The 15773-nt window shown below is 40.0% G+C and carries 12 protein-coding genes and 5 tRNA genes; all 17 read left to right on the forward strand.

Annotated features, from left to right (window positions below):
- Positions 1 to 45 precede the first annotated feature (45 nt).
- The 17 genes from ABD930_RS02925 to rpoC all read left to right on the forward strand — a co-directional run bounded on the left by ABD930_RS02925 (position 46) and on the right by rpoC (position 15735).
- Positions 46 to 684, forward strand: coding sequence for a S24 family peptidase (locus ABD930_RS02925; protein ID WP_345230194.1), 639 nt, complete (start codon positions 46 to 48; stop codon positions 682 to 684).
- Positions 685 to 787: 103 nt separating this feature from the next.
- Positions 788 to 1669, forward strand: a complete 882-nt coding sequence (locus ABD930_RS02930; RefSeq protein ID WP_345230195.1) for a tyrosine-type recombinase/integrase — start codon at positions 788 to 790, stop codon at positions 1667 to 1669.
- 14 nt (positions 1670 to 1683) lie between these two features.
- Entirely contained in the window at positions 1684 to 2034 is a 351-nt protein-coding gene (gene hpf / locus ABD930_RS02935) for a ribosome hibernation-promoting factor, HPF/YfiA family (protein WP_345230196.1), read from the forward strand.
- Positions 2035 to 2370: 336 nt separating this feature from the next.
- Positions 2371 to 2443 (forward strand) — tRNA-Thr (locus ABD930_RS02940).
- 7 nt (positions 2444 to 2450) lie between these two features.
- Positions 2451 to 2534 (forward strand) — tRNA-Tyr (locus ABD930_RS02945).
- 90 nt (positions 2535 to 2624) lie between these two features.
- Positions 2625 to 2697, forward strand: a tRNA-Gly gene (locus ABD930_RS02950).
- 55 nt (positions 2698 to 2752) lie between these two features.
- Positions 2753 to 2824 (forward strand) — tRNA-Thr (locus ABD930_RS02955).
- Between the two features lie 58 nt (positions 2825 to 2882).
- Complete coding sequence (gene tuf, locus ABD930_RS02960) at positions 2883 to 4070, forward strand: elongation factor Tu (protein WP_345230197.1); 1188 nt, start codon at positions 2883 to 2885, stop codon at positions 4068 to 4070.
- A 54-nt stretch (positions 4071 to 4124) separates the two neighbouring features.
- Positions 4125 to 4195: transfer RNA gene (locus ABD930_RS02965), tRNA-Trp, on the forward strand.
- A 75-nt stretch (positions 4196 to 4270) separates the two neighbouring features.
- Positions 4271 to 4465 carry a preprotein translocase subunit SecE gene (gene secE, locus ABD930_RS02970; RefSeq protein WP_345230198.1) on the forward strand — a complete coding sequence of 65 codons (195 nt, stop codon included), beginning with the start codon at positions 4271 to 4273 and terminating at the stop codon, positions 4463 to 4465.
- A 24-nt stretch (positions 4466 to 4489) separates the two neighbouring features.
- A complete protein-coding gene (nusG, locus tag ABD930_RS02975; protein WP_345230199.1) occupies positions 4490 to 5035 on the forward strand; it encodes a transcription termination/antitermination protein NusG in 546 nt (181 codons plus the stop codon).
- 226 nt (positions 5036 to 5261) lie between these two features.
- Positions 5262 to 5705 carry a 50S ribosomal protein L11 gene (gene rplK / locus ABD930_RS02980; RefSeq protein ID WP_134090793.1) on the forward strand — a complete coding sequence of 148 codons (444 nt, stop codon included), beginning with the start codon at positions 5262 to 5264 and terminating at the stop codon, positions 5703 to 5705.
- A gap of 23 nt (positions 5706 to 5728) precedes the next feature.
- Complete coding sequence (gene rplA, locus ABD930_RS02985) at positions 5729 to 6427, forward strand: 50S ribosomal protein L1 (RefSeq protein ID WP_345230200.1); 699 nt, start codon at positions 5729 to 5731, stop codon at positions 6425 to 6427.
- A gap of 2 nt (positions 6428 to 6429) precedes the next feature.
- Positions 6430 to 6948 (forward strand): 50S ribosomal protein L10, encoded by a 519-nt coding sequence (gene rplJ / locus ABD930_RS02990; RefSeq protein ID WP_345230201.1) that lies wholly within the window; start codon positions 6430 to 6432, stop codon positions 6946 to 6948.
- 66 nt (positions 6949 to 7014) lie between these two features.
- Complete coding sequence (gene rplL, locus ABD930_RS02995) at positions 7015 to 7395, forward strand: 50S ribosomal protein L7/L12 (RefSeq protein ID WP_345230202.1); 381 nt, start codon at positions 7015 to 7017, stop codon at positions 7393 to 7395.
- A gap of 158 nt (positions 7396 to 7553) precedes the next feature.
- Positions 7554 to 11363, forward strand: coding sequence for a DNA-directed RNA polymerase subunit beta (gene rpoB, locus ABD930_RS03000; protein WP_345230203.1), 3810 nt, complete (start codon positions 7554 to 7556; stop codon positions 11361 to 11363).
- A 91-nt stretch (positions 11364 to 11454) separates the two neighbouring features.
- Positions 11455 to 15735 (forward strand): DNA-directed RNA polymerase subunit beta', encoded by a 4281-nt coding sequence (rpoC, locus tag ABD930_RS03005; RefSeq protein WP_345230204.1) that lies wholly within the window; start codon positions 11455 to 11457, stop codon positions 15733 to 15735.
- Positions 15736 to 15773 lie beyond the last annotated feature (38 nt).

Genomic DNA, 15773 nt, shown 5'->3' on the forward strand with positions numbered 1-15773 from the left:
ACTACGTTAGGTCCGCTATTTAAGGAGATAAGATTACTTAAGCATATGACATTAGAGCAGTTTTACGGTAACATTGCAACCCATGTGAACAACTTTTCGGCCATTGAAAACGGAAGTCGGATTATTGGAAAACGATTATCAAAAGATATTATAGATTATCATCATATAAATTTAAAATGGCTGAAGAATAAAGAAGGAACTCCTTTCTTATCTCAAGTACCTGATGTACACAAACGTCAAAAGAATACCTTAGTCGATCAAGAACCCATTTCTAGGGATGTACCTTTTTATAATATGCAGTTGGCAGATATGGTATTTGAGGGGCCAAATGCTTTTCAGGAAGTTCCTGAATTTTATGTGAATTTTAGGCCATTTAATGATTGTACGGCATATTTGCCGATTTATGGGGATAGCATGTATCCAAAATTTGCAAGCGGCGAAATTATTGCCGTCAAAGAGGTACTTAACAAGAACGTCATCCAATGGGGTGAGGCCTATTTAGTGGTCGCTAATGAACAGGCCAATAACATGGTGACGGTGAAATTGCTATATGAGCATCAAGATAAAAGTAAATTAATTCTAAGGGCGGTAAATCCTGACTTTCAAGGCGATACGGTTGTGGAAAAAGAAGCTATTGTACGATTGTTTATTGTGAAAGGGAAAATCACCAGAAGTCAATTATAAATTCTGTCCTCGTATAGAATAATGGTATACAGGTAGCCCTTATTACTAATAGAAGAGTTGTTAGGCATAATATCGGGTAGTCATCTATCAAAATAATTAGAACATGTACTTAGATCGGTTTTTAGCCTTTTTAAAATTTGAAAAACATTATTCAGTTCATACGTTAAAGGCTTATGAAAAGGATATTGTGTCGTACCTCAAGTTTTGGGAGGAAAAGGATAGCGCATTTGCGGAGATAGGATATCGGGAGTTGCGGTCTTATCTGACTCAACTTATGGAAGAGGGAATCGAAGCGACCTCTATTAATCGTTTGTTGTCTTCCTTGCGAACCTATTATAAATTTTTAGTGCGAGAAGGCTTACATGACGAGAATCCTACCTTGATGGTTAAAGCCTTAAAAACACAAAAGAAATTACCGGTTATTATACTAGAAGAGAAATTAGATTGGCTATTAGATCATGATACGATTTTCGAGAAAGATTTTGCTGGTGAACGTGATCGATTAATTATTGAGCTGCTTTTTGGTACAGGTATGCGCCTTTCAGAACTTATTTACTTAAAAGAAACGGACATCGATTTTCACCAACAGACAATTAAGATTCTAGGGAAGAGAAATAAAGAACGTATCGTTCCCTTATTGCCACATTTACAACAACGAATTAAGGCGTATTTATTGTTAAAAAAAAATGAAAATTTTGATAACAAATCCTTAACTTTAATCGTTACTATAAAAGGTAAACAAGCTTATCCAGAGCTTATTTATCGAGTAGTAACACATTATTTGTCACTGATTACTTCACAGCAAAAAAAGAGCCCACATGTGCTTAGGCATAGTTTCGCTACGGCGTTGTTAAATAAGGGGGCAGATTTGAATGCTATTAAGGAGTTGCTTGGTCATGCTAATTTAATGGCTACGCAAGTGTATACACACAATTCAGTGGAACGGTTAAAATCTATTTACAAACAAGCTCATCCTAAAGCTTAAAAAAGGAGGAAATTATGAACATTAGCACGCAATCAATTCAATTCAAGGCTGACAAGAAATTGATAGACTTTATCCAACGTAGGGTAGATAAATTGGATCAGTTCTTTGACCAGATCATTTCAGGTGAATGCTACTTAAAATTAGAGAATGTGGAGGATGAAGCCAATAAGATTACGGAGTTCAAGTTGAATATCCCAGGGAACCAGCTTTTTGCTAAAGGACAAGCCAAGAGTTTTGAAGAGGCAACAGATTTGGCTGTTGAATCGTTGCGTAGACAAATAAATAAACATAAAACTAAAACAAGAGCTAAAGTAACACACCAAAAAGAAATAATGGCCGAGGTACAGGAAGAAGAACTTGGATAAACGTTGGATAAGAAGAGGGGCCCTTTGAGAAATGCTTCTTAAAGGGCTTTTTTAATTTATTAACCGCAATACAAAAATTGTAGTATACTTCGTTTATGCTCTACGGTATTTTGTTTATCAGCAAGAAAAAATATCCCATTGATAAACAATGTCTTTATCCGAAAGCGTCAGGTTTAACGATAAATATTTTCACTTTTTTTTTGAATTAATACTTTCTTGTCTATCTTTGCAGTCCCAAAGGGAACGCGAGGGCTTGGTGGTTCAAAAGAGGGCTTCCTATATGACGAGAATGGGTTCTTTGGGTATAGCGTTCGATGTTCTTTGAGTAAAAATATTGCCTCCTTAGCTCAGCTGGTAGAGCAACTGACTTGTAATCAGTAGGTCGCTGGTTCGATCCCGGCAGGGGGCTCTAAGTTGGGGGGATTCCAGAGCGGTCAAATGGGACGGACTGTAAATCCGTTGCTTCGGCTTCGAAGGTTCGAATCCTTCTCCCCCCACCAAAATCTTTGTATTTCTTAACTTCGGTTAAGTTCTTATGATAGGTTTTGTTGCTTACTAACGTAAGCTTGGGTTAAATCCTTATAATAAAAGCGGAAGTAGCTCAATTGGTAGAGCGATAGCCTTCCAAGCTATAGGTTGCGGGTTCGAGACCCGTCTTCCGCTCTTCGATCAAAGAGTTAAAACCGATATCGGCTTTAGCTTTTTGTTGTTAAAACAAGCCGATGTAGCTCAGCGGTAGAGCACTTCCTTGGTAAGGAAGAGGTCATGGGTTCAAGTCCCATCATTGGCTCGTAAGTGTAAAATAATAAGAACCAAAATAAAAATTAACTTACTAATACGCATAAAAAATGGCAAAAGAGAAATTTGACCGCAGTAAACCGCACTTAAATATTGGTACAATCGGTCACGTTGACCACGGTAAAACTACTACAACAGCTGCTATTACCAAAGTTTTAGCAGACAAAGGTTTATCAGAAGCTCGTTCTTTCGATTCAATCGACTCTGCTCCTGAAGAAAAAGAGCGTGGTATTACTATTAACACCGCTCACGTTGAATATCAAACCGCAAATCGCCACTATGCGCACGTTGACTGTCCGGGTCACGCTGACTATGTGAAAAACATGGTAACGGGTGCTGCGCAAATGGACGGTGCGATCATCGTTGTTGCTGCAACAGACGGTCCTATGCCTCAAACACGTGAGCACATTTTGTTGGCTCGTCAAGTTGGTGTACCGGCATTGGTAGTGTTCATGAATAAAACAGACTTAGTTGATGACCCTGAGTTATTAGACTTAGTTGAAATGGAAGTTCGTGAATTATTATCGTTCTATGAATATCCAGGAGACGATATTCCAGTAATCAGAGGTTCTGCTTTAGGTGCCTTGAATGGAGAAGCACAATGGGTAGATAAAATCATGGAATTAATGGATGCTGTAGATAACTACATTCCAATTCCTCCACGTTTGACTGATTTACCTTTCTTGATGCCAATCGAGGATGTATTCTCTATCACTGGTCGTGGTACTGTTGCAACGGGACGTATTGAGCGTGGTGTAATCAATACTGGTGATCCAGTAGAGATTTTGGGTATGGGCGCTGAGAACTTAAAATCTACTGTAACAGGGGTGGAAATGTTCCGCAAGATCCTTGACTACGGTGAAGCAGGTGATAACGTAGGTTTATTGTTACGTGGTATTGAGAAAACCGATATCCGTCGTGGAATGGTTATCTGTAAACCAGGTAGTGTAACACCTCACACTGAATTTAAAGCGGAGGTTTACGTATTATCAAAAGCAGAAGGTGGACGTCATACTCCATTCTTTAACAAATACCGTCCTCAATTCTATTTCCGTACCACAGACGTAACTGGAGAAATTACCTTACAAGAAGGTGTTGAAATGGTTATGCCTGGTGATAACGTTACGATCAACGTAAAATTGATTAACGCTATTGCAATGGAAAAAGGTTTACGTTTCGCTATCCGTGAAGGTGGTAGAACAGTAGGTGCTGGTCAGGTAACTGAAATTGTTGCTTAATATCAAGCATATAACATTAGCTAATTGGTAAATTGGCCAATTAGCTAATTGTTTACGGGCATAGTTCAATGGTAGAATAGAGGTCTCCAAAACCTTTGATCAGGGTTCGAATCCTTGTGCCCGTGCTAAATAACGAGTCAATCCATCGATTAATAGCTTTTGTTAACCGAGATCGTAAGTATAAATAATTCTAACAAACCATGGCAAATGTACTTGATTTTATAAAGGATTCTTATCACGAGATGACCCAAAAGGTATCGTGGCCAACGTGGTCAGAGTTGCAGAATTCGGCAGTGGTAGTACTTATTGCGTCCATTATAATCGCACTTTTAGTATTAGCTATGGATCAATCGTCAAGTGCAGTATTGAACCTTCTTTACGGTACAACGACCTAATAAATCAAGGGAGGATAATTAAGCATGGCAGAACAGCAATTGAAATGGTACGTCGTACGGGCGGTTAGTGGAAAGGAAAAGAAAGTAAAGCAATATATTGAAGCTGAAATTAATCGTTTAGGCATCAATCACCTTGTTCCACAGGTTTTAATTCCTATGGAAAAGTATTTTCAGATGCGCGAGGGAAAGAAAATTGCAAAAGAACGCAATTATTATCCCGGATATGTTTTATTAGAAGCAGCGCTAGATGGAGAGCTTGAACATATTATAAAGAATATTAATAGCGTTATCGGATTTTTAGGAGATAAGGCGGGTAATGCTATCCCTCTTCGCCAGGCTGAAGTCAATCGTATCTTAGGTACGGTAGACGAAATGAGCGAGCAAGGCGAAATGATGAATGTACCGTATTATGTGGGTGAAGCCGTCAAAGTAACCGATGGTCCATTCAATGGTTTCTCCGGAGAAATAGAAGAGGTGAACGAAGAGAAGAAAAAGTTGAAGGTAATGGTTAAGGTTTTTGGTAGAAAAACACCTTTGGAGCTGAATTACATGCAAGTAGAGAAGGAATAACCCATCGCCTTTTTCTATAATAGACCATTTGATACAGAAATTAGCAACAACAAAATTCAGAAATAGCAAATAATTATTTGTATATTCTGAAATTTGTTGTATTTTTGCGCACTCTAAAAAGAGCGGCCGAGTTAAGGCTCTCCGCTTTACTAGAAAACACAAATGTTACGTTATATTGCTTCCAATTTACTAACAAACATTTAGTAATTAAAAATTAAATCGAAAAATGGCAAAAGAAGTCAGTGCGTTGGTGAAATTACAAGTGAAGGGTGGGGCAGCTAACCCATCGCCTCCAGTAGGACCTGCATTAGGTGCTAAGGGGGTAAACATCATGGAATTTTGCAAGCAGTTCAATGCGCGTACCCAAGACAAGCCAGGTAAGGTATTACCCGTTGTAATTACTGTGTATGCAGATAAGTCTTTCGATTTTATCATTAAGACACCTCCCGTTGCTGTTCAGCTTATTGAGGTTGCAGGAATAAAAGGAGGGTCAGGCGAACCTAACCGTAAAAAGGTAGGTAAAGTTACTTGGGAACAAGTAGAGACAATCGCCAAAGATAAAATGAGCGATTTAAATGCGTTTACGGTAGAGTCAGCCATGAAAATGGTTGCTGGTACAGCACGTAGTATGGGTATCACGGTAAGCGGTGATGCGCCCTGGAACAATTAATTAACAGAAATCAGTTTAAGAAAGTGGCTAGATTAACAAAAAATCAAAAAGCGGCACTATCCAAAATTGAAGCTGGTAAAGCGTATACTTTGCAGGAAGCAGCAGCACTTGTAAAGGATATCACCACAACTAAGTTTGATGCATCCGTAGATATCGACGTTCGTTTGGGCGTTGATCCTCGTAAGGCAAATCAAATGGTACGTGGCATCGCAACTTTGCCTCATGGAACCGGTAAGACCGTACGCGTTTTAGTTTTATGTACTCCTGACAAGGAGGAAGAGGCTAAAGCAGCAGGTGCGGATTATGTAGGTTTAGATGAGTATATCAGCAAGATAGAAGGAGGATGGACCGATGTTGATATCATTATTACCATGCCTAGTGTAATGGCTAAAGTAGGTAGATTAGGTCGTATTTTAGGACCTAGAAACCTAATGCCAAACCCGAAATCGGGAACAGTAACCCAAGATGTAGGTAAAGCTGTGACAGAAGTAAAAGGTGGTAAGATTGATTTCAAAGTAGATAAAACCGGGATCATTCATGCTTCAGTGGGTAAAGTGTCATTCGATGCAGATAAGATTTACGATAATGCGTTGGAAGTAATTCAAACCATTTCAAAATTGAAACCTTCTGCAGCGAAAGGAACATATTTTAAGAGTATCCACCTCTCATCTACGATGAGCCCGGGTATTCAGGTCGAAACTAAATCAGTAGCGGGGATTTAATCATGAGAAAAGAAGAAAAACAAGAAATTGTTCAAGCTTTAACTGATCAGATCAAATCTTATGGCAATTTCTATATTACCGATACTGCTGATTTGACTGTAGCAAAAATTAATAGTATTCGTCGTAAATGCTTTGAAAGAGGAATTAAAATACAAGTAGCAAAAAATTCATTAATTGCTAAGGCATTAGAAGCGGCTGGTGTTGATTCTTCTGAATTGAGAGATACCTTAAAGGGCGCATCGACTATATTATTTTCAGAAACGGGTAATTTACCTGCGAAGTTAATAAAGGAATTGCGTAAAGAGGGTGATAAGCCGGTGCTAAAAAGTGCCTATATTGATGCCGCTGTATTTGTTGGTGATAATCAATTAGATGCTCTTGTAGCGCTGAAATCTAAAAATGAGCTTATCGGCGATATTATCGGATTGCTTCAATCGCCTGCTAAGAATGTTGTTTCTGCTCTTCAATCTGGTGGCAGTACAATTGCAGGTTTGGTTAAAACTTTACAAGAGAGAGGTTAACGGTACCTTAAACATCGTTGTATTAAATAATTATTAAAAAAAGTAAATTCAAAAATTTAAAATAAAATGGCAGATTTAAAAGCGTTTGCTGAGCAGTTAGTAAACTTAACAGTAAAAGAAGTTAACGAGTTAGCTCAAATCTTAAAAGATGAGTATGGTATTGAGCCAGCTGCTGCAGCTGTAGCTGTTGCTGGCCCTGCTGCAGGTGGTGATGCTCCTGCTGCTGCTGAAGAGAAGACATCTTTTGATGTCATCTTGAAAGAAGCTGGTGGCCAAAAATTGGCTGTTGTTAAATTAGTGAAAGACTTAACTGGTTTAGGTCTTAAAGAAGCAAAAGATTTAGTTGATGGAGCACCAAAAGAATTAAAAGCTGGTGTTTCTAAAGATGAAGCTGAAGCGTTGAAAAAACAACTAGAAGAAGCAGGAGCTGTTGTTGAGGTTAAATAATTCTCATCTAAAGAGATCCTAAATGGTTTAGACTCCGGTTGTTCACCGGGGTCTATTGCCGTTTATATAATCCCAAAAAAATGTTTGACAGTACAAAGTCGCTATAGCCGATTGAAACCTGTTACTTGAAGTTTAATTTAAACTAAAATCTAATTCCCTTGGCAAACAAAGATATTCGTAACGAAAGAGTAAACTTTGCAACCAGCAAAAAGGTTATCGATTACCCCGATTTTCTGGATGTGCAATTACAGTCTTTCAGGGAGTTTTTCCAATTGGAAACGACTTCTGATAACCGCCATCAGGAAGGGCTGTTCAAAGTTTTTTCCGAAAACTTTCCTATTTCTGATTCAAGAAACATATTTGTGCTTGAATTTTTGGATTATTTTATAGATCCGCCACGTTATGATATTCAGGAATGTATCGAACGGGGCTTAACTTATAGTGTTCCGCTAAAAGCTAAGTTGCGTTTATCATGTAATGATGAAGAACACGAGGATTTCGAAACTATTGTACAGGATGTTTATTTGGGAACTATCCCTTATATGACGCCTAAAGGTACGTTCGTTATCAATGGCGCAGAACGGGTTATTGTATCACAACTTCACCGTTCTCCAGGTGTATTCTTCGGCCAAAGTCGCCATACCAATGGCACCAAACTATACTCTGCAAGAGTTATTCCTTTTAAAGGTTCATGGATCGAATTTGCAACAGACGTTAATAATGTGATGTATGCTTATATCGATCGTAAAAAGAAATTCCCCGTAACAACGCTTTTGCGTGCAATTGGTTATGACTCGGATAAAGATATTCTGGAATTATTCGAACTAGCTGATGAAGTGAAAGTAAGTAAATCCGGTTTAAAGAAACTGGTAGGCCGTAAATTGGCCGCTAGGGTGTTGAAGAGATGGGTAGAAGATTTTGTAGATGAAGATACAGGTGAAGTGGTATCGATTGACCGTAATGAAATTATTTTAGAACGAGAAACGATTCTGGAAGACGATCATATCGACATGATTATTGATGCTGGCGTTAAATCGATCATCTTGACCAAAGAAGATGGAGCGAATAATGCCGACTATTCCATTATCTATAACACTTTACAAAAAGATACTTCCAACTCAGAGAAAGAAGCGGTAGAACATATTTACCGTCAATTACGTAATGCTGAACCACCTGATGAGGAAACGGCGCGCGGTATCATTGAACGCTTGTTCTTCTCTGATAAACGATATGACCTCGGTGATGTGGGGCGCTACCGCATTAATCGTAAATTGCAACTGGATACGCCAGATGAAATTAAGGTATTAACCAAGCAAGATATTATTGCCATTGTCAAATACCTGATCAACTTAATTAACTCGAAGGCGGAAGTCGATGATATCGACCACTTGTCTAATCGGCGTGTACGTACCGTAGGCGAGCAGTTATATGCGCAATTTGGTGTGGGGCTTTCTCGTATGGCACGTACCATTCGCGAACGGATGAATATTCGTGATAACGAGGTGTTCACACCAACAGATTTGATCAATGCACGTACGTTGTCATCTGTGATCAACTCCTTCTTTGGAACCAATCAGTTGTCGCAGTTCATGGATCAAACAAATCCATTGGCGGAAATTACCCACAAGCGTCGTCTTTCTGCGCTTGGGCCAGGCGGACTTTCCCGTGAGCGTGCAGGTTTCGAAGTACGTGACGTGCACTATACACATTATGGTCGCCTTTGTACGATCGAGACGCCGGAGGGACCGAACATTGGTTTGATCTCCTCCCTCTGTGTACATGCAAAAATTAATAACCTCGGGTTTATCGAAACACCTTATCGTAAGGTTGAAGAAGGTAGGGTAGTGGTGGAAGAACCTGTCATATATTTATCAGCAGAAGACGAAGATGGTAAAACCATTGCTCAAGCAAATGCGGAGTATGACGAAAAAGGTAACTTCACAACCCCAAAAGTAAAAGCGCGTTTTGAAGGCGATTTTCCTATTATCGAACCTGAGCGGTTGGATTTAATGGACGTAGCGCCAAACCAAATTACGTCAATTGCGGCGTCTTTGATTCCATTCTTGGAGCATGATGATGCCAACCGTGCGTTAATGGGATCGAACATGCAGCGTCAGGCCGTTCCATTATTGCGCCCACAGGCACCAATTGTAGGTACCGGTTTGGAAGGCCGGGTAGCCAGTGATTCGCGGACATTGATTAATGCTGAAGGCAGCGGTGTAGTGGAGTATGTAGATGCTAATGAAATCAAGATCCGTTATGATAGAAATGAAGATGAAAAGCTTGTTTCTTTCGATGATGATATTAAGACATACCGCTTAATTAAATTTAAGAAAACCAACCAAAGTACGTGTATTAACCTTAAACCCATTGTTCGTAAAGGACAACGTGTAGTAGAAGGACAGGTATTATGCGAAGGCTATGCAACGGAAAATGGCGAATTGGCTCTAGGTCGTAACCTGAAGGTAGCGTTCATGCCTTGGCAAGGGTATAACTTTGAAGATGCAATCGTGATTTCGGAACGCGTTGTTAGTCAAGATATCTTTACTTCACTTCACATTGAAGAATTTGAGCTAGAGGTTCGTGATACAAAACGTGGGGAAGAAGAGTTAACCGCTGATATCCCGAATGTTTCGGAAGAAGCGACTAAGGATTTAGATGAAAATGGTATTATCCGCATAGGTGCGGAAGTTCGCGAAGGGGATATATTAATCGGTAAAATTACGCCTAAAGGTGAGTCCGATCCTTCTCCGGAAGAGAAGTTACTACGTGCCATTTTCGGAGACAAGGCGGGAGATGTAAAAGATGCATCATTGAAAACACCACCTTCTATTAGGGGAGTAGTTATCGATACAAAGCTATTCTCACGTGCAAAGAAGGCCGATAAAAAAGAAGAAAAAGTTGCTTTAGAAAAACTGGAACTTAATCATGAGCGTGCTGTTCGTGTGTTAAGAGAAAGGTTATTGGATAAATTATTCGCTATTGTCAATGGTAAAACTTCGCAAGGCGTTTACAACGTATATAAAGAGTTGTTGATACCTAAAGGAGCCAAGTTTACACAGAAGATGTTAGCAGAGCTGGATTTTGCGAATATTAATCCTGCAAAGTGGACTACCGATGACGATAAGAATGAATTGGTAAAACAAGCATTGCACTTCTACAATATCAAGTTAAACGAAGAACTTGGTGCATATCGTCGGGAAAAGTTTGCGATCACTGTTGGAGACGAGCTCCCTTCCGGTATTGTTCAAATGGCGAAGGTTTACGTTGCTAAAAAACGCAAACTCAAGGTAGGAGATAAAATGGCGGGTCGCCACGGAAATAAAGGTATTGTTGCTCGTATTGTACGGGATGAAGATATGCCTTTCTTGGAAGATGGAACCCCTGTTGATATCGTACTGAATCCGCTTGGTGTGCCGTCGCGGATGAACCTAGGGCAGATTTATGAGACCGTCTTAGGCTGGGCCGGACAAAAATTAGGTGTTAAGTTTGCGACACCTATATTCGATGGTGCAACTACTGAAGAAGTGGAAGGATGGGTAGCCAAAGCTGGTTTGCCTGCATCAGGTAGAACCTATCTGTATAACGGTTTAACAGGAGAGCGATTTGATCAACCAACGACTGTAGGCGTGATTTACATGCTTAAATTAGGCCACATGGTAGATGATAAAATGCACGCTCGTTCTATCGGACCATACTCACTCATTACACAGCAACCATTGGGTGGTAAGGCCCAGTTCGGGGGACAACGTTTTGGTGAGATGGAGGTATGGGCATTGGAAGCATTTGGTGCATCCAATATCTTACAAGAAATACTCACTGTTAAGTCAGATGATGTTATCGGTAGAGCTAAAACCTATGAAGCGATTGTTAAGGGAGATAACCTTCCAACACCATCTGTGCCAGAATCATTTAATGTATTGGTACACGAGCTTCGCGGCTTAGGTTTAGATATCACATTAGAGTAATTTAGGTATAAGGTATGAGGTATAAGGTTGAAGGCTATGATGGCCAATGCCTTTTACCTTTTGCCTTAAGCCTTAAAACCTTAAAAAAGCTATGTCTTACAAAAAGGATAATAAAATAAAAAGCAATTTCACTTCGATAACCATTAGCTTGTCGTCTCCAGAAGCCATTTTGGAACGTTCTAGTGGGGAAGTGTTAAAACCGGAAACGATTAACTACCGTACTTATAAACCTGAGCGCGATGGTTTGTTCTGTGAACGCATTTTTGGTCCGGTAAAGGATTATGAATGCCATTGCGGTAAATATAAGCGTATCCGTTATAAAGGAATTGTTTGTGATCGTTGTGGTGTTGAAGTGACCGAGAAAAAGGTACGTCGCGAACGAATGGGACACATCAATTTAGTAGTGCCTGTTGCCCATATTTGGTATTTCCGTTCGTTGCCTAACAAGATTGGTTACTTACTTGGTCTTCCTACCAAGAAGTTGGATATGATTATCTATTACGAACGATATGTCGTTATCCAAGCAGGTGTGAAAGAGGAAGATGGTATCCAATATATGGACTTCTTAACGGAAGAAGAGTATTTGGATATTTTGGATACGTTGCCAAAAGAAAATCAATATCTTGAAGACAAAGACCCTCAGAAGTTCATCGCTAAGATGGGTGCTGAAGCGTTGGAAGAATTGTTACAACGCATAGACTTAGATCAACTTTCTTATGATTTACGTCATCAAGCCGCTAATGAAACTTCGCAGCAACGTAAAAATGAAGCATTAAAACGCCTGCAGGTGGTAGAAGCGTTCCGCGGTTCTCGTGAACGTATTGAAAATCGTCCAGAATGGATGATCGTTAAAATCGTTCCGGTTATTCCTCCTGAATTACGTCCATTAGTGCCTTTAGAGGGAGGGCGTTTTGCGACTTCTGATTTAAATGATTTATATCGTCGGGTAATTATCCGAAATAACCGTCTAAAAAGATTAATCGAAATCAAAGCCCCTGAAGTAATCTTACGTAATGAAAAACGGATGCTTCAGGAAGCGGTTGATTCACTATTTGATAATTCACGTAAAGTGAATGCAGTCAAGACAGAAGGTAACCGTGCGTTGAAATCCTTATCAGATATCTTAAAAGGTAAGCAAGGGCGTTTTCGCCAAAACTTATTGGGTAAGCGTGTCGACTATTCAGCGCGTTCGGTAATTGTGGTTGGACCAAACCTGAAATTACATGAATGTGGTTTACCTAAAGATATGGCAGCAGAGCTTTACAAACCATTTATCATTCGTAAAATGATTGAACGTGGTGTAGTGAAGACGGTGAAATCAGCAAAAAAGATTGTTGATCGTAAAGATCCGATCGTTTGGGATATCTTAGAAAATGTATTGAAAGGACACCCTGTTCTCTTGAACCGTGCCCCTACATTACACCGTTTAGGTATCCAAGCTTTCCAACCGAAATTGGTGGAAGGAAAGGCGATTCAGTTACACCCCTTAGTGTGTACAGCGTTCAACGCTGACTTTGACGGTGACCAGATGGCCGTACATTTGCCTCTAGGTAATGCGGCGATTTTGGAAGCGCAAATTTTGATGTTGGCCGCGCATAATATCTTAAATCCTGCTAATGGTACGCCGATTACCGTACCATCTCAGGACATGGTATTAGGACTTTACTATATCACGAAAGGGCGTAGAACGGATAAAGAGCGAGTTGTAAAAGGTCAGGATATGATTTTTTACTCGCCAGAAGAAGTGATTATTGCCTATAACGAAAAGAAAATTGATCTTCATGCCTTTATTAAGGTTAAAACCAATGTAAAGGATAAAGATGGTAATATCGTTAAACAAGTCATCGATACTACTGTTGGAAGAGTATTATTTAATCAAGTTGTACCGGAAGAAGTAGGTTATATCAATGAACTTTTAACGAAGAAGTCATTGCGTGATATCATTGGCGATGTTGTAAAGAATACAGGTATGGCAAGAGCCGCCCAGTTTTTGGATGATATCAAAGAGCTTGGTTTCCAAATGGCTTTCCGTGGTGGATTATCCTTTAACTTGCAAGACTTAAATATTCCTGACGCTAAAGCGGGATTGATCGAGCAGGCAACCAGAGAAGTCGAAGAAGTAATGAATAACTATAATATGGGATTCATTACCAATAACGAGCGTTATAACCAGATCATCGATATCTGGACACGTATCAACAATCGTTTGACGGCTAACGTAATGGATATTTTATCTAACGACAATCAGGGCTTTAATTCGGTATACATGATGCTGGATTCTGGAGCACGGGGTTCGAAGGAACAGATTCGTCAGCTGTGTGGAATGCGTGGATTGATGGCGAAACCTCAGAAATCCGGCTCATCAGGTGGTGAGATTATCGAAAATCCAATCTTATCTAACTTTAAAGAAGGATTATCGGTATTGGAGTATTTTATCTCTACACACGGTGCTCGTAAAGGTTTGGCGGATACAGCCTTGAAAACGGCAGATGCCGGTTATTTGACTCGTCGTCTGCATGATGTGGCGCAGGATATGATTGTTACCGAAGAGGACTGTGGTACGTTAAGAGGTATCTTTACCACTGCTTTAAAAGATAATGAGGATATTGTAGAGCCGTTGTACGACCGTATTTTAGGACGTACTTCGCTTCATGATGTATATGATCCGGTAACTAATGAACTACTCGTAAACGCTGATCAGGATATTACCGAGGAGATTGCTGAAAAAATTGAACAGTCTTCAGTAGAAGGTATCGAAATTCGATCGGTATTGACTTGCGAGAGCAAACGTGGTGTTTGCGCATTATGTTACGGACGTAATTTGGCATCTGGTAAACGGGTGCAAATGGGCGAAGCGGTTGGAGTTATCGCAGCTCAATCTATCGGTGAGCCTGGTACACAGCTTACCCTTCGTACCTTCCACGTTGGGGGTACCGCTTCTAACATTGCAGCAGAATCGCAAATTACCGCTAAATTTGACGGGATCATTGAGTTCGAAAATATGCGTTCTGTAGAACGGGAGACAGAGGAAGGAAAGTTACATATTGTATTAGGTCGTTCTGGTGAGTTCCGTATATTGGAACCGGAATCTAAGAAAGTCTTAATGACAAATAATATTCCTTACGGTTCGTTCCTTTACGTGGCAGATGGTGACAAAGTAACTAAGGGTGATCGCATCTGTTCATGGGATCCATATAATGCAGTAATTATTTCAGAATTTGCCGGTAAGGTTGAATTCGATGCCATTATTGAAGGCGTGACTTACCGTGAAGAATCGGATGAACAAACTGGTCACCGTGAAAAAGTGATTATTGATACCCGTGATAAAACGAAGAACCCCGCTATTAAGATTTTAGATAACACAGGTGATGTCATTCGTACATACAATTTACCGGTAGGAGCACACATTGCTGTGGATAATGCTGGAAAAGCAAAAGTGGGGGAAATCATTGCAAAGATTCCACGTTCGGCAGGTAAAACGCGCGATATTACAGGTGGTTTACCGCGTGTTACAGAATTGTTTGAAGCGCGTAATCCATCTAATCCTGCGGTTGTCACTGAAATTGATGGTGTAGTTGCCTTAGGTGGCGTTAAGCGTGGTAACCGTGAAATTCAAATTGAATCGCGCGATGGCCAAGTGAAAAAATACTTGGTGCCACTTTCTAAGCATATCTTGGTGCAAGATAACGACTTTGTAAAGGCTGGTATGCCGCTTTCTGATGGTTCTATTTCTCCTTCGGATATCTTAGCGATAAAAGGTCCTGCTGCCGTACAAGAATACTTGGTAAATGGTATTCAAGAGGTTTATCGTCTACAAGGTGTGAAGATTAACGATAAGCATTTCGAAACCATCGTACATCAGATGATGCAGAAAGTGATGATTGAAGATCCAGGAGATACGCGTTTCTTAGAAAAAGATGCAGTCAATAAATGGGATTTTATGGAAGAAAACGATTCCATGTATGATAAGAAGGTTGTTGTTGATTCGGGAGACTCCAATGTATTGAAGGCTGGTCAAATTGTATCTTTACGTAAATTGCGCGAAGAGAATTCTAGCTTAAAACGAAGAGACCTGAAATTGGTTCAGGTTCGGGATGCTATTGCGGCTACGTCTAGCCCAATGCTCCAAGGGATTACCCGTGCTTCGTTAGGTACGAAATCATTTATTTCCGCAGCTTCCTTCCAGGAAACAACTAAGGTGTTGAATGAGGCAGCTATCAGTGGTAAACGTGACGACTTATTAGGTCTAAAAGAGAATGTCATTGTTGGGCACCTTATTCCGTCAGGAACTGGTTTGCGCAATTATGATCGGATCATCGTTGGATCAAAAGAGGAATATGATCAGTTATTAGCTTCTAAAGAAGAAGTATAATACTGTGATAACACTTCCTTCCATTGTTACTGGTGGAG

This window comes from Olivibacter ginsenosidimutans (assembly GCF_039542865.1).
GTDB classification, from domain to species: domain Bacteria; phylum Bacteroidota; class Bacteroidia; order Sphingobacteriales; family Sphingobacteriaceae; genus Olivibacter; species Olivibacter ginsenosidimutans.